This window comes from Corynebacterium meitnerae (assembly GCF_027570075.1).
Lineage (GTDB): Bacteria > Actinomycetota > Actinomycetes > Mycobacteriales > Mycobacteriaceae > Corynebacterium > Corynebacterium meitnerae.
Map to the genome: position 1 here is coordinate 17,989 of NZ_JAKMUS010000011.1, position 23,902 is coordinate 41,890.

Consider the following 23,902-nt stretch of genomic DNA (forward strand, 5'->3'; position numbering starts at 1 on the left):
CTGAACCGTCGTAGAAAGGCTTTGATCCCACCATGACCTTGCTCCAGCTCTCGAATGTGCCGCTTGAGACGTGGATCATGCTTTCGCCGACACTGCTGCGCCAGTTCCTCATGGCAATCGTGGGTGTGGCGGGCATCGTGGGTGCTGTGATGGCTGGTGTCACGCGCGATGATGCCTTCACTGCGGCGGACCGCATGCAGAAGTGGGCTTGGGTGGCCATCCTCGTGGTCAGCGGTATCGCCTGCCTGAGTGGCCTCGGATTCCTCGGCCTGATTGGCTGCGTGTTCATCGGTGTCTACTTCTTCGACGTGCGCCCGCAGATCAACAACATTCTGCGCGGCAATTACGGCTGGTAAGTAGGGGTACTCGTGGACGTTTCCTCGGAGGATCTTTCCTGGCTCTCCCAGCGCATCGGTGTGTTCGATCCCCGTGCAAAGACAGCTGCAAAGACAGCTGCAAAGACAGCGCTGAGTAGTAGCAGCAGCATCGTTGATCAGCCGGAGGCAGGCATCGTCGTAGAGCCCACTGGTGTTTCAGCGGCAGTCGCCACTATCAGCACCGGCCCCGTCATTGCTCTCGTGGGCTGGCCCACAGGGCGTCACCACAGCCTCATCAAAGCAGCGGAAGCACGCCTGGCAGTCCAAGACGGTGCAGGGGAGATCTGGCTTGCCGTGGACGCGGATGTGCTCGCAGCGGGGGAGAGCGGTGCCAGTGCCGTTATGGCGGACATCATCGCGGTGAGCCAGGTGGTGGATGCGCCGGCGAGGATGGGGGTGGTGTGTGAGGGGAGCGTCGATAAGCAGATGCTCGATGCTCTCGCGCGCATGGCGGAGCGCGTCGACGCGGCGGTCCTTGCTGTGGCGGCTGGGGCGGAACTCCCGGAGACTACTTGCGAGCTGGCTGTCTATGGTGCGGACACTCTGGAGGGCGCGGTGGACGCGCTTTATGCGGGTGCGCAGCGAGTGTTTGTTACACCTGCAGGTCGTTCAGGAGAACATTCTCCCCGATGATGGTCACGGCGAAACCGCCATCAACCACGTCGAAGCGCTCCACCTTCATCTGCCCAACAACTTGATCATTGAGGCCGCGCTCCAGCGCAACACTCACCGCATCAGAGAAGAAATCAGGCAGCGTGCGGCCCAGTAGTTGGGTAGACACCGCTTCAAACACCGGCTGGCCATCCTGAATATGCGGGCGCAGTTCCACCGCAAAAGCACCGTTAGAGAACGTGATGGTGAACGTGCCACTTTCCGGATTGGCCTGCACCTTGGACACGGTCAGCATGCTATTGAGGTCAACGAAGCTTCCGTCACTGGATTCCTCCAGCGAATCCCCTAGCTCGCGGCGAAGCATGTCGCGGACAACGGCCTGCGGCAGCATGGTGTTCACCACCACGCGATCAGCGTGCGGATTATCCTCGTCAAGAGCGAGCCCCGTCGCATCAATGGTTGCTGCCGGGGTGCCCGCGATATAAGAACTATCCGGGGTCAGCGTGGAGGGCAGATCAAGGTTGATGTGATGAATCTTCCCGCTGGCCAGCCCAAACAAGACGGGCATTGCGCCGAAACGGACCGTGGGCTCACGCTCCACAGTCACAGAATCGGGCGCGTTGTCCAGAAAATCAGATTTGATCTGCTGTGCGATGAACATGCGGAGGCCGATCTCCAGAATGAAAAACAGCACGATCAACGCGCCGAAAATGCCCAGGGCGATTTTGATACCCCGATGAGATTTCGTGCGTGTCATGAAACGCCATTGTGCACGACGTATATGCCAGTGCCAAGTATTATCCCGCCAAACATCCTGTGAGTTTCCTGGATGCTGGCGGGATATTTGACGGGCCTTGGTTGGGCACTAGAGGTTTTCGGCGATCCACTTCTCAGTCAGTTCGCCTTCCTGGTTGAACAGGTCACCCAGAGCCTCGCCGACCTTCGGCTCAATGGCCGGACCCATGAACGGGATGTTCACGGAGACCTCGTTGTCGTAGCTCAGCGTCGTGGTCTCGCCAGCGCCAGCCAGCTTGATGGTGCCGCCAAAGTCAACCGGGGTGCCCTTGACGTCAGCGGTGTAGGTCACCTCAGCGGCCTCGCCCTCGAGTGCGCCGATGTTGACCACGCGCTTCACCTTCAGCGCCTGGGACACCATGGCCTGCACGGCTTCCGGCAGGACGGTGGTGGGCAGAACCTCGAAGAGGGTCACGGAGTTATCAGTGAACTCGTTGACCTCGCCTGCCTCAGGCGACAGGTTTGCTGCAATGAACTCCCAGTATGCGCGGGACGAGTACGCCTCGTGCACCTTTGCTACTTGCTGGTTGATGGTCACGGTGTTTTCGCTATGAGTTGCCATGCCAAACAGACTACCGTTGTTTGCGTGCATCAACATTCAGCGACTCCACCGGCCGAGCGACTTAGCGGCGTACGTTTAGCGGACCTGACCACGTTGCGCGTGGGCGGTGCCCCGCGTGAGGCGTTTCGCGCGCGTACTTCAGAGGAGCTTGCGCGCACAGTTTCGCTTCTCGACGTATCCCGCACCCCCCTCCTCATCGTCGGCGGTGGTTCCAACCTCGTTGTGGCTGACGGCGACCTTGATCTTGTTGTGGTGATCGCCGCCAATGACGGTATTGAGGTCAACGCCGGTGGCGTGCCCGGCCTTGTTCGTGCCGGTGCTGGTGCCGTGTGGGACGACGTTGTGGCCGCCACGGTAGAGGCGGGCCTGTCCGGTATTGAAACGCTGTCCGGTATTCCGGGCTCCGCCGGTGCCACCCCGGTGCAGAACGTCGGCGCCTATGGTGCGGAAGTCTCCGACGTGCTCACGCGCGTCCACCTGTACAACCGCGAAACCGGCGAGACTGAGTGGGTACCCGCCAGCTCCCTTGAGTTGGCATACCGCTATTCCAACCTGAAGTTCACCGGCCGCGCGGTTGTCCTGGATATTGAGATGCAGCTCGCGCCCGCTGACCTGTCGATTCCTCTGCGTCACCTGGGCGGGGAGCGCCTTCCGCTTGCCGAAGCCCGCGCGGACATCCTCCGCGTCCGCGCCTCCAAGGGGATGGTGTTGGACGCGGCTGATTATGACACCTGGTCCGCCGGTTCCTTCTTCACCAACCCGATCGTGCCCGTGGCCGTCGCTGACGAGGTCGCCCGCACCGTCGGCCCCGACGCCGCCACCATGCCGCGCTACCCCCAGCCCGACGGCATGGTGAAGTTGTCCGCCGCCTGGATCATCGAACGCGCCGGCTTCCCCCGTGGTTTCCCGGGCGACGATGCACCAGCACGCCTGTCCACCAAGCACACCCTGGCACTGACCAACCGCGGATCCGCCACCACCGACGACATCGTCGACCTGGCCCGCACCATCCGCGACGGTGTCCGCGACCGCTTCGGCGTCACCCTCGTACCGGAGCCGGTGTGGGTGGGTGTTTCCCTGGACTAGCTTGCGTTAGTTAAGGCCGATAGGCGGCAAGTGCTTTCGCAGGTTCGGGTATGCGTCGAGAAGCAACATGCCCACGAGCGACAGCGCACTGATCACACTTGAAAGCACCACCAGCGTCCCACCGAGGATGCGAAGCCAAGCTGGCCCCTCAGTGGGCTCCGTGGAGCTGGCCGCCGGCGGTTCCGGTGAAGGCGTCGGCGTGGGGGTGGAGTTCTGATCCGTCTTGGCGTCGAAGTCGATGGTGATTGGGTGCGGAGCCTTCGCTGCGTCGGTGGAACCCCCAGAGGTGTACCAGAAGGAAGACAAGCCGGTTTCGAATTGGAAGTCCACAAACTCTTGTGGCCATGCTCCCCACCCTGCGCCGGAACGAATCTGTGGTTTCTGCCCTGGGTCCACATCAATTTCGCGGCCCGCGAATTCAGGTGAAATAACAACGGATCCCGTTCCGTCAATGTGGACATCCTTAAATGTCGCGATTTGCATATCCTGACGGGGTTGTAGAGGGCGTTTTGTTAGTTTGACGCGATCAGAGCCGTAGCCGGACAGGTCTCCACGCAATTCGCCGGTGCCGCCTGAATTGACCACAAGGCGTGGATTGGTGATGCTGAATACTGACAATCCTCCCAAGAAGTTGAAGCTCATTGAGCCTTCCCACTCGATCGTGGCAGAGCCATCCGGATTGATAGCGCCGTGACCGCCTGAAAACTCAACAACCTGCTGTGCATTACCCATGCGGAGGAAGTTGTTCTTGGTATTCCAGGTAGGAGACGTGACGGAGTCGCCGTTGATTATTTTGATGGCCACGTTTCCTTCGCTGCTTGAGTAGGTCCCCTTCTTGCCGTCGGAGATACCAGCAGTGAGGTAGTTGACACCACCAACTGGCGGGCGTTTTTGAAGCTGATCATTAATTGACCAACGCAGCTGGGCACCCTTGATGGCTCGTATTTCCTGCGGAGCGGGGGTGGCTTCTTGAGCATGAGCGCTTGTGGTCGTTGGCATGAGTAGACCCGAAATGATTACGAGCACCATAAACAGTGCCGCCCATATACGCCTTGCGGAGATAGACATGAGCCTTCCTTGGGTTTAGGGGATTGAGAACATGACCGCGGGAACCCGCGGGGTCAGATGAATAAAGGGTAACCTAAGTAAGTATCAATCAAAATATCTAGTGGGGTTCGGGGGTGGGGGCGTCCCCGCCGGGCGAGCTTTCGGCTCCGTTTGACTATGTGCCCCGCCGTCCATCCGCGAACTGGGCTTTTGTTGCGCGCGGGGTGACATGGTCAAACCAATTCCGCAGCCCAAAAACGACGCAGCCCCTTCCCACATGTACGGGAAGAGGCTCGCGTGGCGTTCGGCTAGACCTTAGTTGAGGCCGATTGAGGGCAGGTGCTTGCGCAGGTCTGGGTATGCGTTAAGAAGCAGCATGCCCACGAGCGAAAGTGCGCTAATCACGCTTGAAAGGACCGCCAGCGTCCCGCCGAGGATTCGGAGCCAGGCTGGGACATCAGAAGATTCCGATGGGCTAGGCGTTGGTGGCTCCGGTGCAGGATCCGGAGTGGTTGTAGAGCCCTCATCACTCGTAGTTCCGAAGCCAAAGGTGATTGGATGCGGAACCTTGGCGCTATCTGAGGAGCCTCCAGAGGAGTACCAGTAGGAGGATAGGCCCGTTTTGAATTGGAAGTCCACAAACTCTTGTGGCCATGCTCCCCATCCTGCTACGGAACGGTTTTGCGGGCGGTGACCTTCTGGCACTTCAATCTCCCGTCCTGCAAATTCAGGTGAGACGGTGAGGGAGCCAGATTCATCAATATGGACACTCTTGAACGTTGCAATTTGAACGTCCTCGCGGGGTTGCAGCGGGAGCTTCGTTAATGCAGTGCGATCCGTTTCATAACCGGACAAGTCACCACGCAGTTCTCCAGTTCCATCTGCGCTGATCACAAGTCGGGGGTTGGTAATGCTGAATACCGCCAAGCCTCCGTAGTAGTTGAGGCTCATTGAGCCTTCCCATTCGATCGTGGCAGAACCATCTGGATTGATAGAGCCGCGTCCACCTGAAAGCTCCACGACCTGCTGTGCATTTTCTGTACCGAGGAAGTCAGCCTTGGTCTTCCACGTAGGAGACGCGACGGAGTCACCGTTGACAATTTTGATGGCTACGTCCCCGTTGTTGGCGGAGTAGGTTGCTTCCGTTCCATCGGAAATATCAGCTGAGAGGTAGTTGACTCCTCCGGCGGGCGGACGGTGTTGGAGCTCGTCGTTGAAAGCCCAGCGCATCTTTGCGTCCTTGACGGATCGTGCTTTCGGTGGGGTTGGGGTTTCACCTGAGTTCCCTGTCTGTTTCACAGTCAATGTTGCCGGGGAAGTGAAGATATCACCGGCATCGTTCACAGCGTGTGCTCGGACGCGAACCGAATGCATATCGGAAGAAGCTTTAGACAGAGTGAGTACTGATGTGGTGTCGTTGGTTGCGACGGTGGTGTCGTCGTCAAGCGAAATATCTGCCCAGAACCCGTTGGAGTATCGTTGCCACACGATCTTGGTAGCTGGTGGGTGAGATGCGAAGCTTGCACTGAATGCGGCTTGCTCACCTGGAACAACGGTGATGTCCTTCGGGTGTTGGGTCACTGCTGGTGCACCCGTCACGGTGATGGTTGCGGTATCGGACACCACATCCCCACGTTTAGTGCGTTCAACCGCACGGAATTGCGCGCCGTTGTCGGCAGCGGTCACCTTGGCAGTGAACTCATCGCCAGTTTCTCCATTGATATCGACGAAGGAGCTTTCGCCAGCACGCTTGACCTGCCAGTGACGAGTGCTGGCCAGATCCGTCTTCGTCGCTTCCGCACTTAGGGTTACTGAACCTTCGCTGGCGCGTCCCAGGTTGATAGTTGTGGACTCCGGCGAAGCAGTGAACGACGGCGATGTTCCAAGCAACTCAAAGCGCCTCAAACCAGCGTTCTTGGTCTCAGGGTCCGTCACCTGGAAGACCACGGATCCGTCTGAGGAGACCGTGAGTGGGAATGTTGGTTGCGGAGACAAACCGGCATTAGACGTATCGGGGAATTGGTAACGGTGGATATGGGCGCCGTCACGGAGAACGTACAGGGCCTTATCCCGGCCGAGCACATATTGGAAGCCCGATGTCGGATCGAAAGTTGCGGCGTAGGCTGCAGTATTTTCCCAGTTAGGAAGGGTGAATTCTTCGCCTGCCTCGGCTTCATCGTCTTCTACAGTGACTACCTGCAGGTCACCGTAGAAAAGATCAGCGGTGCTAAGAAGGACGTGCTTATCGTCGATTAGCTGAGCAATGGAGTACGCAGTTCCTAGCAGTGCCTGCTTTGAGGGAGTGGTGCCTGCGATCGGTGTTGCAAATGTTTGCTTGCCTGCGCGCTCAAGGAGAAACGCTGGCATGCCTTTACGTTTCGTGCTTCCCGCAGTTTGGTAGGTGCCACCGAGTGCTGCAACGTACACGCCGTCGCCCATGGGAATGATATTCATCGGCTGGAAGGACTCACTGGTGAACATTGACGGGCTGAGCATGAAGGGCTGTTGTTCGCCGATTCGACGGGATTCAAGGTTCAGGGGTGCGATTGTTTCGTTCCAGTCCTCCCCGTCCAGATACACGAACCCAATCTTCTTCGGATTGTTCGTGCCAGTGTCGATTGCGACAACAAGCTCGTTTTCGTGAGGGTCCCAGACGATCGAGCCGATACGGCGGTAGTCCGGGTCGTCGGTAAGCGTGGCGACGGTACTGACCTGGGTCTGCTTGGTTTCAGGGTTGTAGTGAGCCCGTTTGATGTCGATATTGCTCAGTCCCGCACGGTTCGCACCCAGCGAGAAGTCACCGTAGAAAACTGACTCAGTTTCGGGATCGTAGGCAAAACGGGCAGAAGTTGATTTGCTCACCGGCAATGGCTCGGAGGCAATCTCTTCCATGGTGCTGGCCTTGATATGCCGGAGGGTGAGCTCAGGCACCTCCGAAGTGATCTTGGAGTATTCGATGACGTGCAGTAGGTCATTCTTCGGCGAGGCGAAAGTGACGAATGGCTGTTCGTCCTGGGTGTTGCTTACCCATGTTTGATTCGGGGACAAGACAGGAATTCCGCCGGGAAGTTCCGGTCGTGAGGTAGAGGGTTTGCCTCCAGGTCCTTGGTACTCAATGGACACTGGATCGATTGGCGTGCCCTGTGGATAAAGGTCGATGAGAGAGGCCTGAAAAGTCGGAATCCGCTCCCACGTGGTCGCATTGTTTTCCGTTTTAGGGTTCGCGTCTGAAATGTTGAGTGTCGCGTACGTGCCAGATTTTTCTTCTAGCTGGCCGGTCGACCGAGAGTTACCTACGTAATCCAAGCGAATCTCTTGGGTGGTAGGGGAGATTATCACCTCAACGTTTTTATAGGTTGAATCGAGTTGGTAGGTGCCGTCAGGCTGTTTGTACTGCGTGAACCTGACTTGGCCTTTGGTTTTCACTGTCAGGGTCTTTGACTCGGGATCATAGGTGCCGGATTCGATCGGCCAGCTGTACTCACCGCTGGGTAGGACTTCAACACCTCCAGACACCGTTGCTGCTTGAGTGCCAACGTAGCTGCGCCATGACTCGTAAATTCCCCAGGTCACTCGACCTTGAGTGATCGGGATTATTTCTTGAGCATGCGCGCTTTTAGGCGGGGGCATGAGTACGCCCGAAATGATTGCGAGCACCATGAAAAGTGCCACCCATGTGCGCCTTGCGGAGATAGACATGAGCCTTCCTTGCATGTAAAGGATTGGGAAAATGGTCCTGGGAGACTGCGATATCAGGTAAATGAAGGCTAGCCTAATGTTCTATCGATCGAAATGTTGAGGAGGTAGCCGGGGGTGAGGGTTTCCCTCGATTAGCTTTCGAGTCCGTTTGACTATGTGCCCAACCACCCATCTGCGACCTGGGTTTTTGCTGCGCGTGCGGTGGCATAGTCAAACCGGCTCCGCAGCCAACAACGACGAAGCCTCTTCCCGCGTTGGCGGGAAGAGGCTGGCGTGGCGTTGGGTTAGGCGTTAGTTGTCCTGCTTGCCCTGCTCGATCTGCTCCTCGCTCGGTGCTTCCGGGGTGCCGGCGGCGTTCTCACCGTCGGCAGCGGTGCCGGCGTTGAGGCGGTCGATCAGAGACTGCTGGACCTCACGGCGGCGGATCTTGCCGGTCATGTCGCGGTTGAGCTCCTCGAAGTGGTAGAAGGTGCGCGGCACCTTGTACGGGGTGAGGCGCTCGCGAGCGTAGGCTTGCAGGCCGTCCGGGTCGAGGGCAGCGCCCTCGGCGAGGGTGATGCAGGCAACGACGTCCTCGGAACCATCCGAGCGCGGGCGGCCAACAACGGCAATGTCCTCGACGTCGCGGTGCTCACGCATGACGTTCTCCACCTCGTCCGGGTAGACGTTGAAGCCGCCGGTGATGATCATCTCCTTGATGCGGGAGACCAGGCGGATCCAGCCGTCCTCTTCCATGATGCCCATGTCGCCGGTGCGGAAGTAGCCGTCGACAAACGCCTTCTCGGTGGCCTCCGGCTTGTTCAGGTAACCCTTCATCACCTGCGGACCCTTGACCACGAGCTCGCCCGGCTCGCCGTCCGGCATGAGCTCGGTCGGGTTGTCGGGGTTGACGATGCGGACGAGGGTGTTCGGGAACGGAACACCGATGTAGCCCGGGCGGCGGGAGCCGTCCATAGGGTTAGCGGTGACGATCGGGGAGGTCTCCGTCAGGCCGTAGCCCTCCACGAGGTTGCCGCCGGTGACCTTCTCCCATGCCTCCACAGTGGAGACCGGCAGGGTCGACGCGCCGGAGAAGGAGTTGCGGATGGAGTCCAGCGTGGTGCCGTTCTTGATAGCGGACTGGCTAATGCGCTGGTAAAGGGTAGGCACGCCCGGCATCCAGGTGGGCGGGTTCTTCTTCAGTGCGTCCTGGATGAGGTCCGGCTCCGGTGCCGGCAGGAGGGTGATCTCACCGCCAACCATGATGCCCAGACCAAGGTTGAGTGCCAGGCCGTAGACGTGGAAGAGCGGCAGAACGGCGAAGATCTTCTCATCCGTGCGGCCGAGGTCCTTCACCCATGCCTTACCGGCCTTCATCTGGTGGTTGAAGTTGCCGTGGGTGATCTGTGCGCCCTTGGGCTCACCGGTGGTGCCGGAGGTGTACAGGATCACGGCGGTGGTGTCCTGGGTGATCTCCGGGCTCTTCAGGTCGTGGCCGTCTCCACCGATCGCGGAGGACAGCAGCGTCTCAAACGCGATGGTGTCCGGTGCCGGGCCGGAGAGCTTGTTGCGAGATTCGCGCAGCTTCTTCACCGGAACGTACTTAAGGGCCAGCTCCATGTACTTGGGCATAGCCTTGGTCATATCCACGGAGACGATGGTCTCCAGCGGGGTGTCCTTGCGCAGGCCAGCGAGGTTGCCAGCTGCCTTGTCCCACATGATGGCCACGCGTGCGCCGTGGTCCTGGAACTGGCCGCGCAGCTCGTGCTCGGTGTAGAGCGGGTTGTGGGCAACAACGGAAGCGCCGAGCTTCAGGGTGGCAACGAAGGCAATAACGAACTGCGGGCAGTTCGGCATAACCAGCGCCACGCGGTCACCCGGACGGACGCCAAAAGCCTTCAGGCCAGCAGCGCAGCTGCGGACCTGGCGGTCGAGCTCAGCGTACGTGGTGGTGCGACCGAAGAAGTACAGGGCGTTCTTGTGGGACTTCTTGGCCAACGTTTCGTCGTAGATGTCCAAGATGGTGTCGTCGCCAAGTTCTACCTCTGGTGGCGTCCACTCTGCATAGCTGGAAAGCCATGCTTTTTCTTCGAATGCTGACATGTTGTCTGCCTCCACGTATGTTGTGAATTGGTTTACTCCGGTGAAGTATATATGTGATGCGTGATCTATGTGGGGAATTTTGTAACTTAAATCACGCAACTATCGTTTATCCCGCGTAGAGGGCATGAACTCGCTAGGATGATGGGCCACAGCGCGCTGTAGAGGGGCAGCACGCATCTTTTTAAGGGGGAATTTTCCGTGACGCATACGCACGACCAGACTCGAAATCAGCATGACCTGCAGCTGTACCGCCGCTTTGCCAACAACGGTTTGGGGGAATGGGTGCCGGAAGTTGCGGCTGCGCGTGGGGTTGCGCCCATGCCGCCCATGCCCATGCCGCCCATGCCGGTGCCGCCGGGGCCTATGCCAGCTACTCCGCCGGCACCGCCTGCGCAGGGGTTGGATGGGGGAGTCGTCGTTAAGCCTGCAAAAACTCCCCCGACGTCCGGCTGGCGCAAGCTTGTGCACGGGATGACAGGTGGGCGCGTGAATCTGGGTGCTTCTCCACGCCAACAGGAACACGACGATCTCACCAACACCATCCGCACTCCTTTGCGGGGTGATTACCGGATTGCGGTGATGTCGCTGAAAGGTGGAGTGGGCAAAACAACAACGACGGTGGCGTTGGGTTCTGTGCTGGCAGAAACACGCGGGGACCGTGTGATCGCGATTGATGCGAACCCGGATTTTGGCACCCTCGCGCAGCGTGTGGCGGCTGATGCGGCGAGCTCAGCGACGATCCGGGACCTGCTGAGCGCACCGGACACGGACCGGTATGGGCAGGTTAGGGCGTACACCACGCAGGGCGCTTCACGGCTGGAGGTGATCGGCAGTGAACGGGACCCGGCGGTGTCTGAGGCGTTCAGCGAGGATGATTACCGGCGTGCGGTGGATATTCTGCAGCACCACTACAACCTCATCCTCACGGATTGCGGGACGGGTCTGATGCACTCCGCGATGGCGGGGGTGCTGGATTTGGCTAACACGCTGATTCTGGTGACATCGCCGGCGTTGGATGGTGCGCAGTCCGCGTCGGCGACGTTGGATTGGTTGAATCTGCACGGCTATGACCGGTTGGCGGCGAACGCAGTGGTGGTTGTGTCCTCCCCATCGCCCAAGGTGGCGGTGCAGATGGACAGCGTGGTGGGGCATTTTGCGGCCCGAACTCGGGCGGTGCATGTCATTCCGTATGACTCGCACTTGGCGGAAGGGGCCGTCATTGATGTGGCGCGGATGCACCCGCGTACCTTGCGTGCGTACCAGGAGTTGGCGGCCACCTTGGCCATGGATTTTCGTCAGTGGCATAAGCATGCGCGCTAGGCTGGGGGACCATGCGCGTAGCAATGTTGTCCATGCACACGTCCCCGCTCGAACAGCCGGGGTCGGGTGATGCCGGCGGTATGAACGTGTACGTCCTCAACATTGCGCGTGAGCTCGCTGCCGCGGGGATGGACGTGGACGTGTTTACCCGCGCGACCCGGCCGAGCCAGGGCGATGTGGTGCAGGTGTCTGAGAACCTGCGCGTGATCAACATTGTCGCCGGCCCGTATGAGGGGTTGGCTAAGGAGGAGTTGCCCACTCAGCTCGCTGCGTTTGCGGGCGGGATTGTGAAGTTCACGCGGGATGAGGGGGTGGAGTATGACCTCATCCATTCTCACTATTGGCTCTCCGGCCAGGTGGGCTGGTTGCTGCGTGATCTCATTCGCGTGCCGCTCATCCACACTGGTCACACGTGGGCTGCGGTGAAAAACGCCGCGCGCCTTGGGGTGGCTTCGGCAGATGATGCGGATTCGCCGGAGACGGAGGCCCGCCGGATTTGTGAGCAGCAGCTCGTGGACAACGCCGATGTCCTGGTGGTGAACACTCCCGATGAGATCACCCAGCTGGGCCGCCACTATGACGCGGATCCCGCCCGTATCCGCGTGGTCACACCGGGTGCGGATACGCGGATGTTCACGCCGGGCACGAACCGGAACACGGAAGTGGCGCGCCGCCACTTGGGTATTCCGCTGGACAGCAAGTTGATCGCTTTTGTTGGGCGCCTCCAGGAATTCAAGGGCCCGCAGGTGCTCATCCGTGCAGTGGCGGAGCTGCTTGACCGGGACCCGGATTGCAACGTGCGGGCCATCATTTGCGGGGGCGCCTCGGGCGCAGATGCGTCGGTGGATTACTACCGCGCGATGGCGCACAAGCTCGGCGTTGGCCGCAAGATCCGCTTCCTTGGCCCGCGCCCACCGGAGGAGCTCGTGCAGATTTACCAGGCAGCGGACATCGTGGCGGTGCCGAGCTACAACGAATCTTTCGGGCTCGTCGCCATCGAGGCGCAGGCCACCGGCACCCCAGTTGTCGCGGCGCGCGCGGGTGGGCTGCCCATCGCGGTCGCGGATGGTGAGACGGGGGTGCTCGTCGACGGGCACGATCCTGTCGCGTGGGCTGATGCTTTAGGGCAATTGCTTATCGACGACTCCCGCCGCATCTCCATGGCCGAATCCGCCGTCGGACGCGCAGCACAGTTCAGCTGGGCAGCCTCGGCCGAAGCGTTGGCTGCGGTGTACGCCGATGCCGTGGAAGGCTATGAGCCCCCGCAACGTCGGCGTGCGGTGGGGAACTAGTAGCCCAGTTCGTCGAGGGCGGCGTACACGCCAGCGTTGACGACGTTGGTGATGTGCGCGTTAGCGTACGTCCCCACAGCGTTGGCCACGGTGCTGCCAGCATCAGCGATCTGGCCCAGTGGCACACCGGCGATGGCAGCAACACTGCTCAGGACAGCGAAATCGCGGACGTCATTGGCAATGACACCGGCATCAGCGGTCGCGTGCGCCACTGCCTGGTCGAACTGTTGGCGCGGCGTCGGCGGAGCAATCATCTCCGGCGTGACACCAGGGTTGTGCTCGGTGAGGTACTGGTTGAACTCAGCCTCCTCTTCCTTCGCGGAGACAAAATCAGCACGGTTGCCATTCGGTGCGGCAGGGGTGAAGTGCTCATTCACCGTGCCGGCGGGCAGATCGTAGGCGGATTCGATCGCACGGTCAGCGCGCTGTGCCGTTCCCAGCGGGCCGAAGCCGAGGGATGTCACACCAATGATCTGGCCGGTCTTCGGGTCAAAATTCACTCCGCCCGAATCGCCGGTGGCGTAGCTCAAGTTCAAGGTCCACACGTTGTTGGCGGTGTAGAAGAGCTGGACACCGCAGTTGCGGCCCTTCATGGAGCCGTCCTTGCACACCGGCTGAGCGAAGTTATCCAGGGCAATTTCCCCCGGAGCGAGCGTGCGGTAGGTGCGCACACCGGTCATCGGGACAGGGGCGCTGGGGCCACGGTTGAACTGGTCGCGGGAGGAGGCGGCGCCGTCCGCGGCCACGCCGTCCTCAAGCACCACGATGCCCCAGTCTTCCGCGCGCAGAGCTTTCTGCGCGGACGTGCCAAGCTGGTCATATCCACTGGGCAGGCCATTGGTGCGCACGAGGTCAATGGTGCCGATGTTCTTGTAACCGCCACGCACCGGCGCATCAACGGTGCGACCCATGAACATGCCGGTGACATCCTCGGCCGCCAAGCAGTGGCCAGCGGACAACATGATGCGCTGCTTCGTGCCATTAGGCAGGGTGACGGTGCCCACCGGGCCCTGGGTGCACACGCGGGCGAGCATGTTCGGATGAACATCCAGGCCCGTCACCTCTTTGAAGGTGGCGTTGCCCTGGCCGAACGGGGCAGCGGCATCAAAGGGGCGCAGGCGCATTGGCGCGCCGGGGGCAGCAATTGCAGCGCTGGCCATTGTTCCCTGATGGTCGACTGGCGCGGCAGAGGCAGTCGGGGCCTGTACAGCGGGAATGAGGCTGCAAAGGGCAGCGAGCACAATGGCAGGAGAGGAAAAACGGCGCGAAATCACAACAGTCAATCTAGACCACAGGGGGCACATCCGTGGAATAACCGAGCGGATGGGTTTTTGTACTACCCCATTTCGGTAGGGGAACCCCGTTTCACCGGCAGAGAAGCGCATGTTTTGGCATGCTTGGCTGTATGAGCAACGGAAAGCTAGTCCTCGTCCGCCACGGACAGAGCAAGTGGAATGAATCCAACCAGTTCACCGGCTGGGTGGATGTGGATCTGACGGAGAAGGGTATTAAGGAAGCAGTCAATGCCGGCAAGCTGATGAGTGAGAAGGGTGTCCTCCCGGACATCGTGTTCACCTCGCTGCTGCGTCGCGCTATCCGCACTGCCAACATCTCCCTGAATGCGGCTGACCGCCACTGGATCCCAGTGGTGCGCAACTGGCGTTTGAATGAGCGCCACTACGGCAAGCTGCAGGGCCTGAACAAGGCTGAGATCCGTGACAAGTTCGGTGAAGAGCAGTTCATGTCCTGGCGCCGTTCCTACGACACTCCGCCGCCGGCGATTGATACAGATAACCAGTACGCGCAGACGAATGATCCGCGCTACGCATTCCTGCCGGAGGTGCCGCGCACGGAGTGCCTGAAGGATGTTGTGGAGCGCTTCCTGCCGTACTACATCGACGTCATCCTGCCGCAGGTGCTGGAAGGCAAGACCGTCATGGTTGCAGCTCACGGCAATTCACTGCGTGCCCTGGTGAAGTACCTGGACAACATCTCGGATGAGGACATTGCGGCGCTGAACATTCCGACGGGTATGCCGCTGGTGTACGAGATTGATGGCAACGGCAAGGTGCTCAACCCAGGTGGCACCTACCTTGACCCGGAGGCTGCCGCTGCTGGTGCCGCTGCTGTGGCAAGCCAGGGCAACAAGTAGAAACTAAGGTCTGCTTGTCCTGGTGAACACGGTTATTGCCTTCATTGCTGGAGGTCTCGTTGTTGCCCTCGCTGTCCTTGGGGTGAAATTCCTCGAGGAGCGGCGAGGGCCTCGTCGTGCTGCCCCGAACACGGAGGAGAACCGGGTACGCACGGTCAGCCAGATCCTGCACTTAGTCATTCAAGGTTCGCCGACCGGAGTGACGGTGGTGAGCCGGGGTGGAGACGTGATCCTGTCCAACGCCAGGGCACATGAGATGTCCATCGTGCATGACCGGACCCTCAACCCGGAGGTCTGGGAGGTTGGCCGCAAGGTCTTCGAGGACCGGGAAACGCGGACGTTGGATCTGAATATGAGGCATCGCTCGACGGGTAGTCGGGTGAATAACGTCCGTGCTGTAGTTCAGCCGATGTCGTTGGCAGAGGACTCCTACGTCATCGTCTATGCCAGTGATGAGTCAGAAAACGTCCGGATGGAATCGGCACGCCGAGACTTCGTGGCCAACATCTCGCACGAGCTGAAAACCCCGGTTGGCGGCATGTCCTTGTTGGCAGAGGCACTGCTGGAGGATCCCGATGATCCGGAGACGGTGAAGTACTTCGGGGACAAGTTGCTGGGCGAGTCTCACCGGATGGGGGCCATGATCACGGATCTGATCAACCTGTCCAAGCTGCAGGGGGCTGAGGCTTTGCCAGAGATGGCGCCGGTGCAGGTGGATGATCTGATTGATGCCGCTATTGAACGCAACCTCATCGCGGCGGAGAATCACGAGATCGAGCTGACCCGAGGAGCACGGCACGAAACGTTCGTGATGGGGGATAAGGCGCTGCTGGTCACGGCGCTGGCGAACTTGATCACCAACGCGATCAATTACTCGCCGAAGGGGCAGCCAGTGAGCGTCACGCACAAGGTTGTGCGCGATGAAGTAGTGCTCATTCGTGTGACGGACCGCGGGATCGGCATTGCACCGGAGGATCAAAAGCGTGTGTTCGAGCGCTTTTTCCGCGTGGACAAGGCGCGTTCCCGCCAGACGGGTGGCACGGGATTGGGTTTGGCCATCGTGAAGCATGTGGTGGCCAACCACGGCGGTAATATCAAGGTGTGGTCGCGCCTAGGAACAGGCTCGACGTTCACGATTGAGCTTCCGGTTTTCGCCCCTGAATCGATGGCATCAGCGGTGGTGCCGGAAGAAATTGAACAAATAGAAAAACAAGACAGTTGAGCCGAGGTAGGAAGAATCGATGACATCGACCATCCTGATTGTCGAGGACGAGGAATCGCTCGCGGACCCGCTTGCTTACCTGCTGGGTAAGGAAGGCTTTGACACCGTTACCGCGGAGGACGGGCCGACGGCGTTGAAGAAGTTCGAGTCGAACCAGATTGATTTGGTGTTGCTCGACCTCATGCTTCCGGGGATGTCCGGCACGGATGTGTGCAAGAAGCTTCGCGCTACCTCTGATGTGCCGATCATTATGGTGACGGCGCGTGATTCTGAAATCGATAAGGTTGTGGGCCTGGAGCTCGGTGCGGATGATTACGTGACCAAGCCGTACTCCACCCGTGAGCTCATCGCGCGCATTCGTGCGGTGCTGCGTCGCGGCACCGGCTCAGCTGAGTCTGCGCAGGAGACAGAGGGCGATGACGTTCTGGTGGGCGGTCGCGTCCGCCTCGACGTGGAGCGCCACACGGTGTTCGTTGAGGATCAGCCGGTGGCCATGCCGCTGAAGGAATTCGATTTGCTCGAGTACCTCATGCGCAACGCCGGTCGCGTGCTCACTCGCGGGCAGCTCATCGACAGGATCTGGGGTTCGGATTACGTCGGTGACACGAAGACCCTAGACGTCCACGTGAAGCGCCTGCGCACGAAGATTGAGAAGGAGCCTTCGCGCCCGGAACAGCTCATCACGGTGCGCGGTTTGGGGTACAAGTTCGAGACGTAATGCCCCATTCGGGACATCACGAGTCTGCAGCGCGCGTCGCTGGGTGCACCGCTTTCGCCTCCTGCGGGAGGGCAGCGCGAGCAGCACAATGCTTTTCGACGATCGCGTACGCCTCCTCCCCAATCAACTGCGTCAGTTCCGCTTTCATTGACTTCCACACCGGCTGCGCATCCGGCCCACCGTGGCACGCCGGGTCGTTGGTGCACCACCAATCAAAGTCCTCACCACCGTTGCCCCACTGACGGCGGTCATATTCACCGATCGTGGTGCGCAGGATCTCCTGGCCATCACTGCGCTCCTGCCATTCATCCTCGCGGGAAAACGGCACCTGCCAGCACACTTCCGGCTTTGAGCCGATGATGTTGCGGCCCTCCGCCATCGCCCACTGGTGCAGAGCACAACCGGGGCCGGTTTCATGGCCGTGGCGGTTGGCAAAGATGCACGCGCCGTCGATAAGCGTGGTCTTGAGCGAGGGCTCCTCTTCATCGTCATCCCACTCGAGCCACGGCTCAAGCTCCACTGAGTCGCCCGCGGCGAGATAGCTGTCCACGCTGTCCGGGCGGAGCTGCCAGTACTTCGCGGGCATCTCCGCGACGGCGTTGTACAGATCATCCCGGTCTGTCTCATCGGACAAATACGCGCCGTGAATGCAGCAGCCCACCACGGGCAGATCCTCCGAAATACCGCGGCACGTTGATGTGCCAAAGCGGCACGACCATGTGGATTCCAGCCAGGTCAGATCAATACTGAAGTAGTGCAGCGGATCATCCGGGTGAATGAATTCGAACCACTCGCGGGGAAAATCTGGCGGAAGTTCATGGCCGGCGCGGATGGATTTTCCTGCGGGCGAATGTTTTGGAAAGCCCAGAAATACAGGTTGGTTCACACTTGACCACGGTAGACGGTCTACTCTGGAACACGTGCGACTAGGTGTATTGGACGTGGGCAGCAACACTGTCCACCTCGTAGCGGTGGATGCCGTGAGCGGTGGCCACCCGACCCCCATGAGCGATTGGAAGCAGTCTTTGCGGCTGGTGGAATTGCTCGATAAGAAGGGGGCGATCGAGGATAAGGGCGTAAAGAAGCTCACCGACACGGTTCAGGATGCCGCGGATCTGGCGAAGAATCTCAAGTGTGAGGAATTCCTCGCTTTCGCTACCTCTGCTGTGCGCTCAGCAACGAATGCGGATGACGTGCTTAAACACATCGAGAAGGAAACCGGCGTGAAGCTGGACGTTCTTTCCGGTAAAGACGAAGCGCGTTTGACGTTCTTGGCGGTGCGCCGCTGGTACGGCTGGTCCGCCGGCCGAATCACCAACCTGGACATCGGTGGCGGCTCGCTGGAGCTCAGTACCGGCAGCGACGAGGAACCCGACATCGCCGTGTCCCTCGATTTGGGTGCCGGCCGCTTGACCCACGAGTGGTTCGACTCTGACCCGCCGTCGAAGAAGACCGTGAACACGCTGCGTGATTACATCGATGCGGAACTGGGTACGGTGTCCGATCAGTTCCTCGCCCAAGGTGAAGCTGGCCTCGCTGTGGGTACCTCCAAGACCTTCCGCACCCTTGCGCGTCTGACCGGTGCCGCCCCCTCCTCGGCTGGCCCGTACGTCAAGCGCACGCTCACCGCGCCGGGTCTGCGCCAGCTCATCGCCTTCATTACCCGCATGACGGCAGCCGACCGCGCTGAGCTGGAAGGTGTGAGCCCGGACCGCTCCCACCAAATCGTTGCGGGCGCACTGGTCGCCGAAGCTGCCATGCGTGCCCTTAAGATTGATAAGTTAGAGATCTGCCCCTGGGCATTGCGCGAAGGCGTGATCCTCCGGCAGATTGACAAGGGATAGAAGCACAAAGGAGACGCTCAATTGGCTGACAAGCAACTCACCGTTGCCGAGTTGATGGCCCGGGCACAAAAAGAAAACCCGGACGCCCAGCCGCGACGCCGCCGTCGCCGCAGCCTCGAAGAGGGCGGCATCTCCGTCGCTGAGCTCACTGGCTCGCTGCAGGCCGTTGATGCGCGCCCTGCTGAGCCCAAGCACTCCAATGCTCCTATCGACGAAGAGAACACCGAGCGCTCCGAACCCCAAAAGCCCAAGGCGCCTGCTAAACCTGCTGAGGCTGATAAACCTGCTGAGACTGATAGACCTGCTGAGGCTGCTAAGCCTCAACAGAAGCCGAACGTCAAGGTCGTCAAGGTCGAGCCGGCCGAGAAGAAGCCCGCCACCAAGACCGGGTCTGTGCCGGTGCGCAAGGTTGAGGTGGGGGACGTCGATAAGCAAGCTGCTGAAGATGCGGAAAAGACCAACGTGATCCCCGTCGTGCGTGAGACGCCGGCGGCCTCGGCGTTGGCTGCGCAGCCGAAGACCGAGCCGCAGGAAGCTGTGGTGGCGGAGGATGACCAGGACTACGACGAGCTCGTCGACGGCGAAGAGGAATACGAAGAGTACGAGGAAGACACCGCCGTTAACCCGGTGATGCTCGTCCTGCTCGTGTTCGCTGGCCTGATCGTGGGCGTGCTCGTGTTCCTGGGCTTCCAGGCGCTGTGGGAGAACCTCAACTCGATCCTCGTTGGCGTGCTCGCGGTGGCCGTGACGGCAGGCATCGTGCTGGCTGTGCGTCGCATGAAGACGGGCCGCGATGGCTTCACCATGGCACTCGCAGCTGTTGCTGGCCTTGCTATGACCTTCGGTCCGGGTCTCATCGTCGGCTTCTAGCGCACTGAAATATCGCCCCACCGCGCGCACTGTGGCACGCTAGTGCGCATGACAAACATTGCAGTTATCGGTGCAGGCAATATTGGGGAGGCCCTGATTTCGGGCCTCGTGAATTCTGGAGTCGACCCGGAAACCATCACCGCCACGAACCGTACCGCGGAGCGCCGCGAGGAGCTGGCGGCCCGGTACGGGATCAACACCACCGAAGACAACATTGAGGCCGTCACGGACGTGGACGTGTGCTTCCTGTGCGTGAAGCCGTACGACATCACCACGGTGATCGAGGAGCTCTCGGAGCCCATCGCGGCGTCGGATACGCCGACTGTCGTGGTGTCCATGGCCGCGGGCGTGACATTGGAGACGATGACGGAGGCCTCCCACAGCGCGGGCACCCCGATCGTGCGCGTCATGCCGAACACGCCGATGCAGGTGGGCAAGGGTGTGTGCGTGGTGGCGTTTGGCAAGTATGTCGATGAGGATCAGCAGGAGCTGGTCACTGATCTGCTCGCCGCCGCAGGCAAGGTTGCGGTTGTGCCGGAGAAGCTTATCGACGCCGCCTCGACCATCTCCGGCTCCGGCCCCGCCTACTTCTTCCTCGTCGCCGAAGCGCTTATCGACGCTGGCGTGGCCATGGGCCTACCCCGCGACACCGCCACGCTGTTGGCCACCTCCACCGCTGAGGGGGCTGGCGTGATGCTGGCTCATGCGGGCAAGACACCGGTGGATCTGCGCGCCGGTGTGTGCTCCCCAGCGGGCACCACGGTGCAGGCCATCCGCGAGTTGGAGGAGTCCGGTATCCGCGGCGCCTTCTACCGTGCCACGGAAGCCGCCGCGGAGCGTGCTGCCGAGTTGGGGGACTAGCCAGGAACGAGTGCCGTGCCGGTACTTCGCGGGTATTCGGCGGGGGGAGTTTGAGAAAATTCTCGCGCCCGCCCGACGAGTTTCCCGATGCCGCTCATGGCGCGTCTTACCAGCCGGAATGAAACGGTTGGACCGGGATAGGCCTTGAGTGGACCGTGGGATTTGTGTGAATAGTGTGAATCTTTTCTTGCTTTTGAGTCGCATGTGACACTGGTTTCACGCTAAGCTCGTTCAAGCACGTGCGTGTTCATTCTGTGGGAGGGGAAGCCTACAGCGCGCACAGATGCTGGAGGTTAACTACACATATGGCAAATGAAGATAAGGGTAAGTTCCTGACCGTTGCTGAGGTCGCGGAGATCATGCGCGTATCCAAGATGACGGTGTACCGCCTGGTTCACTCTGGTGAGCTGCCGGCAGTGCGAGTTGGTCGCTCGTTCCGTGTGAACGAGAAGGCTGTCTCCGAGTACTTGGACTCCTCGGTCTACGACGTCACTCCTGACGTCGGATAGTTATCCCCAGAGGGCGCGTCCCCTGGTTTGTGGAAGGGTCAGCTTCGGCTGGCCCTTCTAATATTTTTGGGAATGACTAGCACCGGCTGTAAACTCTAAACCCATTCGTGTCGGATTTTCGGCCCGCGCGTTGGGAGTGCACCCCGTGCGCACCAGGTAAAGGCCCAACAGCTTTGACCTGGGTCCGGGTCCGACGGGAACTGTACGTACAAAGAGAAGTGAGGTACCCCCATGGGTTCAGTTATTAAGAAGCGCCGCAAGCGCATGTCCAAGAAGAAGCACCGCAAGATGCTGCGCCGTACGCGTGTTCAGCGTCGTAAGCTCGGCAAGTAAGCCGCTGCTTATAGCTGCACTTGGATTCCCGTCCGCCTGGTGAAGGTGGGCGGGTTTTCCTTTTGCAAATCTCGGGGCCGGTTTGACTATCGCACCTTCCAGCGATCCCCGACCTGGGGTTTTGTCGCGCGTGAATCGCCATAGTCAAACGGGCACACCGAAAGACCAGCTGTCGCTGGCTATTCGGTGATTACCTTCCGTAGAGCAGTGTCATTGCTCCGTAGGGGTGGACGGTGTTGGGGACGAGGTATCCGCGGGGTGATCTCCACATCGGTGTGCCTCTGATGTTTTCCACCCGCCCGTGGTGGGGCTTGGTGGGGTCATCATCATTGGTTCTGTTGTGGTACCTGCACAGCATGGCCAGGTTATCCATGTTGGTCAGCCCACCTTGGGACCATGCTTTGATGTGGTGGACCTCGCAGTTATCGGCTGCATGCCTACAATCCGGTACAGGACACGTCGGCATCGTGGCACGTGCCAGGTCGCGTTGCTTCTGGTTGGCGAAGCGTTGTGTGTCGTACAGGTTGACGGGGCCTTCTTGGGGGTGGAACATCGCTACTTCTAGGACGTCCCCAAAGTTCTGGGCCAAAAACTCCGCACCGGTCATGGTGGTGCCATCAGTCAGTCCCAGGATGACTTCGTCGCCGTCGCCTTTCATGATTGTGATGTGCTCCTCCAGTGGGATGAGGATCAAGGGACGCGGCACTGCAGGAGCGATTCGGGTTGGGGTCTCGTCTTCAGCGTCGGGGCGAAGACCCAGGAGGCGCATGAGTTTTTCGTACATCTGTGGGCCGGCAGGGCCGTCTTTGAGGTCTTGGCGTAGTGCGTATTCGATGGCTGCCATGTCTCGTTCTGGGCCCATGACGTTCATCGGGCGGGACTCTTCACGCGAGCGTCCAAACCCGACTGTTGGTTCCGGGGCAGGCTTGTCCACCTCGGGCACGATGTCCTTGGAGCGGCGCTTGAGCGTCTCGTAATCCCCCGGAATAGACAGCAGTGCCAGGCGCAGGCGCCACTTCTCAGCAGGGTCGGTGAAAGGTGCTACTCGGGATTCGATGTAGACGAGTTGATCCATGGACTTCTGGGTCGACCGTGCGACCGCAACAGCGTTGGCTTGTTTGCGGGTGAACTTGGTTTTCCCGTAGTAGGCCTTGTGGACTTTGGCCCACTCGCGCATGAGAGCGGGTTTGCAGCCAAGGCTGATGAGCTCCTGGGCATCAAAGGATGCCAAGGTCTCAATGGGGTTGGTTAACCCCGCCACGGAAGCTGCAAATGAACTCATGCCTTGCACGCTAAACCGAAACGCAACAACGCGCGAGAAGGGCCCCAAAAACCTGTGGATAACCCAAAAAACTATCCACAAGCGGAGCGGGCGGCAGGGAGGGTAGCGCGCGGAGGACCAGCGGAAACAGGCCGGTTCTACAAAAACCCAAAAAAGATTTAGACGCTTACCGCGGAATCAACCGCCAGTGGCGGGAAGCTCCTATTTCTTCCCGCGGGCGCGCTTCCACCCCTTCACCAAGCCCACAACCCCGCCTGCCACCAGAACGGGAACCAGGGCGCCGGTGAAGGCGCGGCGGACCGGGCGGTAGTCCCGGATGAGCCAGCCGTTCTTCTCGGCGTGCTTACGTAGTTGCCGGTCGGGGTTGATAGCCACCGAGGTGCCTACGAGGGACAGCATGGGGATGTCGTTGACGGAATCGGAGTAGGCGGTGCACTCCTTCAGGTCTAGGCCTTGGGCTTCCGCCAGCGCTTGGACGGCGTGGGCTTTACCGGGGCCGTGGAGGATGTCGCCGACGAGGCGGCCGGTGAATTTGCCGTCTTTCTCCTCGGCCACGGTGCCAAGCGCACCGGTGAATCCTAGGTGTGCGGCGAGCGCCTGCCCCACTTGCACGGGGGTGGCAGATACCAGCCACACTTGTTCACCTGCGGCGATGTGCATGGCGGCGAGTTCGCGGGTGCCGTCGTAGGTCCGGTCCACCAGGTGGTTGTCCACGATGTCGGTGCACAGTTGCTTGAGTTCGTCGACGCTTTGGCCCTTCACCACGCTGAGGGCTTTCTCCCGTCCTTGGGCCATAGCGTCGGGCAGTTCGGAGCCGAAGACGCGGTAGCGGACTTGGGTGATCAGGTACGGGAAGATGTCGCCGAGTTCAATGTAGTGCCGCTTGAACAGTTGGTAGCCCAGCGCGATGAGGGAGTTGCCTTGGATGAGGGTGTTGTCAACGTCGAAAAATGCGGCGGCGGTGACGTGTTGGGGGATGTCCGGGTCGGGTGTGGTGACGCGGATGCCGCCGGCTTCCACGGCCGCGCGGGCTGCGGCGATACCGGCTTTGCGTTGGTATTCCTCGCCGATGGGCGGAAGCGCGGTGCTTTCGATGAAGCGGCGCACGTTGCCCCGTGAGTGCGACCACGGTTGGCGGGGGCCTTTGATGGGGCTCACGGGGTCTGTCCTTTCGGTTGGTGTGGTGGCGGTAGCCTAGTCCATCGTATGCGCCAATCGCGACGGAGAGGTGTTGAAAGG

Annotated in this window: 22 protein-coding genes; 13 read left to right on the plus strand and 9 right to left on the minus strand. The window is 60.4% G+C overall.

Annotation, left to right across the window (positions count from 1 at the left end):
* The first annotated feature begins 32 nt into the window (after nt 1-32).
* Together L8U60_RS07555 and L8U60_RS07560 are read left to right on the plus strand one after the other, a co-directional pair.
* Complete coding sequence (locus tag L8U60_RS07555) at nt 33-356, plus strand: DUF2516 family protein (protein WP_420840175.1); 324 nt, start codon at nt 33-35, stop codon at nt 354-356.
* A gap of 12 nt (nt 357-368) precedes the next feature.
* On the plus strand, nt 369-1,010 hold the full coding sequence (locus L8U60_RS07560; RefSeq protein ID WP_269965757.1) for a beta/alpha barrel domain-containing protein: 642 nt from the start codon (nt 369-371) through the stop codon (nt 1,008-1,010).
* Here L8U60_RS07560 and L8U60_RS07565 read toward each other — a convergent pair.
* Together L8U60_RS07565 and L8U60_RS07570 are read right to left on the minus strand one after the other, a co-directional pair.
* A complete protein-coding gene (locus tag L8U60_RS07565; RefSeq protein ID WP_269965758.1) occupies nt 970-1,746 on the minus strand; it encodes an LmeA family phospholipid-binding protein in 777 nt (258 codons plus the stop codon). The two genes, L8U60_RS07560 and L8U60_RS07565, sit on opposite strands and share 41 nt — an antisense overlap.
* 108 nt (nt 1,747-1,854) lie before the next feature.
* On the minus strand, nt 1,855-2,346 hold the full coding sequence (locus L8U60_RS07570; RefSeq protein ID WP_269965759.1) for a DUF2505 domain-containing protein: 492 nt from the start codon (nt 2,344-2,346) through the stop codon (nt 1,855-1,857).
* Here L8U60_RS07570 and L8U60_RS07575 point away from each other — a divergent pair.
* Nucleotides 2,335-3,432: a UDP-N-acetylmuramate dehydrogenase gene (locus L8U60_RS07575; RefSeq protein ID WP_420840176.1), complete on the plus strand. Its 1,098-nt coding sequence runs from the start codon at nt 2,335-2,337 to the stop codon at nt 3,430-3,432. The two genes, L8U60_RS07570 and L8U60_RS07575, sit on opposite strands and share 12 nt — an antisense overlap.
* A gap of 6 nt (nt 3,433-3,438) precedes the next feature.
* On the opposite strand, the gene L8U60_RS07580 is transcribed toward L8U60_RS07575, so the two are convergent.
* The 3 genes from L8U60_RS07580 to L8U60_RS07590 form a co-directional block, all read right to left on the minus strand.
* Nucleotides 3,439-4,500: a hypothetical protein gene (locus L8U60_RS07580; protein ID WP_269965761.1), complete on the minus strand. Its 1,062-nt coding sequence runs from the start codon at nt 4,498-4,500 to the stop codon at nt 3,439-3,441.
* Between the two features lie 294 nt (nt 4,501-4,794).
* On the minus strand, nt 4,795-8,178 hold the full coding sequence (locus L8U60_RS07585) for an HtaA domain-containing protein (RefSeq protein ID WP_269965762.1): 3,384 nt from the start codon (nt 8,176-8,178) through the stop codon (nt 4,795-4,797).
* A 291-nt stretch (nt 8,179-8,469) separates the two neighbouring features.
* Complete coding sequence (locus tag L8U60_RS07590) at nt 8,470-10,260, minus strand: long-chain-fatty-acid--CoA ligase (protein ID WP_269965763.1); 1,791 nt, start codon at nt 10,258-10,260, stop codon at nt 8,470-8,472.
* 342 nt (nt 10,261-10,602) lie between these two features.
* Between L8U60_RS07590 and L8U60_RS07595 the strand changes: the two genes are divergently transcribed.
* Nucleotides 10,603-11,580, plus strand: a complete 978-nt coding sequence (locus tag L8U60_RS07595) for a MinD/ParA family ATP-binding protein (protein ID WP_420840179.1) — start codon at nt 10,603-10,605, stop codon at nt 11,578-11,580.
* 11 nt (nt 11,581-11,591) lie between these two features.
* Nucleotides 11,592-12,872, plus strand: coding sequence for a D-inositol-3-phosphate glycosyltransferase (gene mshA, locus L8U60_RS07600; protein WP_269965764.1), 1,281 nt, complete (start codon nt 11,592-11,594; stop codon nt 12,870-12,872).
* Here the strand turns inward: mshA and L8U60_RS07605 are convergent.
* Complete coding sequence (locus tag L8U60_RS07605) at nt 12,869-14,032, minus strand: chymotrypsin family serine protease (protein ID WP_269965765.1); 1,164 nt, start codon at nt 14,030-14,032, stop codon at nt 12,869-12,871. The genes mshA and L8U60_RS07605 overlap by 4 nt on opposite strands.
* 245 nt (nt 14,033-14,277) lie before the next feature.
* Between L8U60_RS07605 and L8U60_RS07610 the strand changes: the two genes are divergently transcribed.
* Genes L8U60_RS07610 through L8U60_RS07620 form a run of 3 tightly spaced genes read left to right on the plus strand, consistent with a single transcriptional unit; the run spans nt 14,278 to nt 16,964 of the window.
* The gene (locus L8U60_RS07610; protein ID WP_269965766.1) at nt 14,278-15,024 is read left to right on the plus strand and encodes a phosphoglyceromutase; all 747 of its coding nucleotides are present in this window, start codon (nt 14,278-14,280) and stop codon (nt 15,022-15,024) included.
* A gap of 22 nt (nt 15,025-15,046) precedes the next feature.
* On the plus strand, nt 15,047-16,246 hold the full coding sequence (locus tag L8U60_RS07615; RefSeq protein ID WP_269965767.1) for a sensor histidine kinase: 1,200 nt from the start codon (nt 15,047-15,049) through the stop codon (nt 16,244-16,246).
* 19 nt (nt 16,247-16,265) lie between these two features.
* Nucleotides 16,266-16,964, plus strand: coding sequence for a response regulator transcription factor (locus tag L8U60_RS07620; protein ID WP_269965768.1), 699 nt, complete (start codon nt 16,266-16,268; stop codon nt 16,962-16,964).
* Between the two features lie 16 nt (nt 16,965-16,980).
* Here the strand turns inward: L8U60_RS07620 and L8U60_RS07625 are convergent, their stop codons facing one another.
* Nucleotides 16,981-17,850: a DUF3109 family protein gene (locus L8U60_RS07625; RefSeq protein WP_269965769.1), complete on the minus strand. Its 870-nt coding sequence runs from the start codon at nt 17,848-17,850 to the stop codon at nt 16,981-16,983.
* Nucleotides 17,851-17,884: 34 nt separating this feature from the next.
* Between L8U60_RS07625 and L8U60_RS07630 the strand changes: the two genes are divergently transcribed.
* The 5 genes from L8U60_RS07630 to L8U60_RS07650 all read left to right on the plus strand — a co-directional run bounded on the left by L8U60_RS07630 (nt 17,885) and on the right by L8U60_RS07650 (nt 21,381).
* Nucleotides 17,885-18,808, plus strand: a complete 924-nt coding sequence (locus L8U60_RS07630) for a Ppx/GppA family phosphatase (RefSeq protein ID WP_269965770.1) — start codon at nt 17,885-17,887, stop codon at nt 18,806-18,808.
* Between the two features lie 21 nt (nt 18,809-18,829).
* The gene (locus tag L8U60_RS07635; RefSeq protein ID WP_269965771.1) at nt 18,830-19,678 is read left to right on the plus strand and encodes a hypothetical protein; all 849 of its coding nucleotides are present in this window, start codon (nt 18,830-18,832) and stop codon (nt 19,676-19,678) included.
* Nucleotides 19,679-19,726: 48 nt separating this feature from the next.
* Nucleotides 19,727-20,539, plus strand: coding sequence for a pyrroline-5-carboxylate reductase (gene proC / locus L8U60_RS07640; protein ID WP_269965772.1), 813 nt, complete (start codon nt 19,727-19,729; stop codon nt 20,537-20,539).
* A 305-nt stretch (nt 20,540-20,844) separates the two neighbouring features.
* Nucleotides 20,845-21,048 carry a helix-turn-helix domain-containing protein gene (locus L8U60_RS07645; protein ID WP_269965773.1) on the plus strand — a complete coding sequence of 68 codons (204 nt, stop codon included), beginning with the start codon at nt 20,845-20,847 and terminating at the stop codon, nt 21,046-21,048.
* A gap of 231 nt (nt 21,049-21,279) precedes the next feature.
* Nucleotides 21,280-21,381: a 30S ribosomal protein bS22 gene (locus tag L8U60_RS07650; RefSeq protein ID WP_003855542.1), complete on the plus strand. Its 102-nt coding sequence runs from the start codon at nt 21,280-21,282 to the stop codon at nt 21,379-21,381.
* Between the two features lie 190 nt (nt 21,382-21,571).
* Here L8U60_RS07650 and L8U60_RS07655 read toward each other — a convergent pair whose 3' ends face one another.
* Together L8U60_RS07655 and L8U60_RS07660 are read right to left on the minus strand one after the other, a co-directional pair.
* Nucleotides 21,572-22,663 (minus strand): HNH endonuclease signature motif containing protein, encoded by a 1,092-nt coding sequence (locus tag L8U60_RS07655; RefSeq protein ID WP_269965774.1) that lies wholly within the window; start codon nt 22,661-22,663, stop codon nt 21,572-21,574.
* A gap of 201 nt (nt 22,664-22,864) precedes the next feature.
* Nucleotides 22,865-23,821 carry an HAD family hydrolase gene (locus tag L8U60_RS07660; RefSeq protein ID WP_269965775.1) on the minus strand — a complete coding sequence of 319 codons (957 nt, stop codon included), beginning with the start codon at nt 23,819-23,821 and terminating at the stop codon, nt 22,865-22,867.
* Between the last annotated feature and the right edge of the window lie 81 nt (nt 23,822-23,902).

What these genes read in the sequence shown, in the direction of transcription:
- L8U60_RS07555 (WP_420840175.1), top strand. Translation starts at nt 33, where the DNA reads ATGACCTTGCTCCAGCTCTCGAATGTGCCGCTTGAGACGTGGATCATG.
- L8U60_RS07565 (WP_269965758.1), bottom strand. Translation starts at nt 1,746, where the DNA reads ATGACACGCACGAAATCTCATCGGGGTATCAAAATCGCCCTGGGCATT.
- L8U60_RS07575 (WP_420840176.1), top strand. Translation starts at nt 2,335, where the DNA reads ATGAGTTGCCATGCCAAACAGACTACCGTTGTTTGCGTGCATCAACAT.
- L8U60_RS07570 (WP_269965759.1), bottom strand. Translation starts at nt 2,346, where the DNA reads ATGGCAACTCATAGCGAAAACACCGTGACCATCAACCAGCAAGTAGCA.
- L8U60_RS07580 (WP_269965761.1), bottom strand. Translation starts at nt 4,500, where the DNA reads ATGTCTATCTCCGCAAGGCGTATATGGGCGGCACTGTTTATGGTGCTC.
- L8U60_RS07585 (WP_269965762.1), bottom strand. Translation starts at nt 8,178, where the DNA reads ATGTCTATCTCCGCAAGGCGCACATGGGTGGCACTTTTCATGGTGCTC.
- L8U60_RS07590 (WP_269965763.1), bottom strand. Translation starts at nt 10,260, where the DNA reads ATGTCAGCATTCGAAGAAAAAGCATGGCTTTCCAGCTATGCAGAGTGG.
- L8U60_RS07595 (WP_420840179.1), top strand. Translation starts at nt 10,603, where the DNA reads ATGCCGGTGCCGCCGGGGCCTATGCCAGCTACTCCGCCGGCACCGCCT.
- mshA (WP_269965764.1), top strand. Translation starts at nt 11,592, where the DNA reads ATGCGCGTAGCAATGTTGTCCATGCACACGTCCCCGCTCGAACAGCCG.
- L8U60_RS07605 (WP_269965765.1), bottom strand. Translation starts at nt 14,032, where the DNA reads ATGGCCAGCGCTGCAATTGCTGCCCCCGGCGCGCCAATGCGCCTGCGC.
- L8U60_RS07610 (WP_269965766.1), top strand. Translation starts at nt 14,278, where the DNA reads ATGAGCAACGGAAAGCTAGTCCTCGTCCGCCACGGACAGAGCAAGTGG.
- L8U60_RS07620 (WP_269965768.1), top strand. Translation starts at nt 16,266, where the DNA reads ATGACATCGACCATCCTGATTGTCGAGGACGAGGAATCGCTCGCGGAC.
- proC (WP_269965772.1), top strand. Translation starts at nt 19,727, where the DNA reads ATGACAAACATTGCAGTTATCGGTGCAGGCAATATTGGGGAGGCCCTG.
- L8U60_RS07645 (WP_269965773.1), top strand. Translation starts at nt 20,845, where the DNA reads ATGGCAAATGAAGATAAGGGTAAGTTCCTGACCGTTGCTGAGGTCGCG.
- L8U60_RS07650 (WP_003855542.1), top strand. Translation starts at nt 21,280, where the DNA reads ATGGGTTCAGTTATTAAGAAGCGCCGCAAGCGCATGTCCAAGAAGAAG.
- L8U60_RS07655 (WP_269965774.1), bottom strand. Translation starts at nt 22,663, where the DNA reads ATGAGTTCATTTGCAGCTTCCGTGGCGGGGTTAACCAACCCCATTGAG.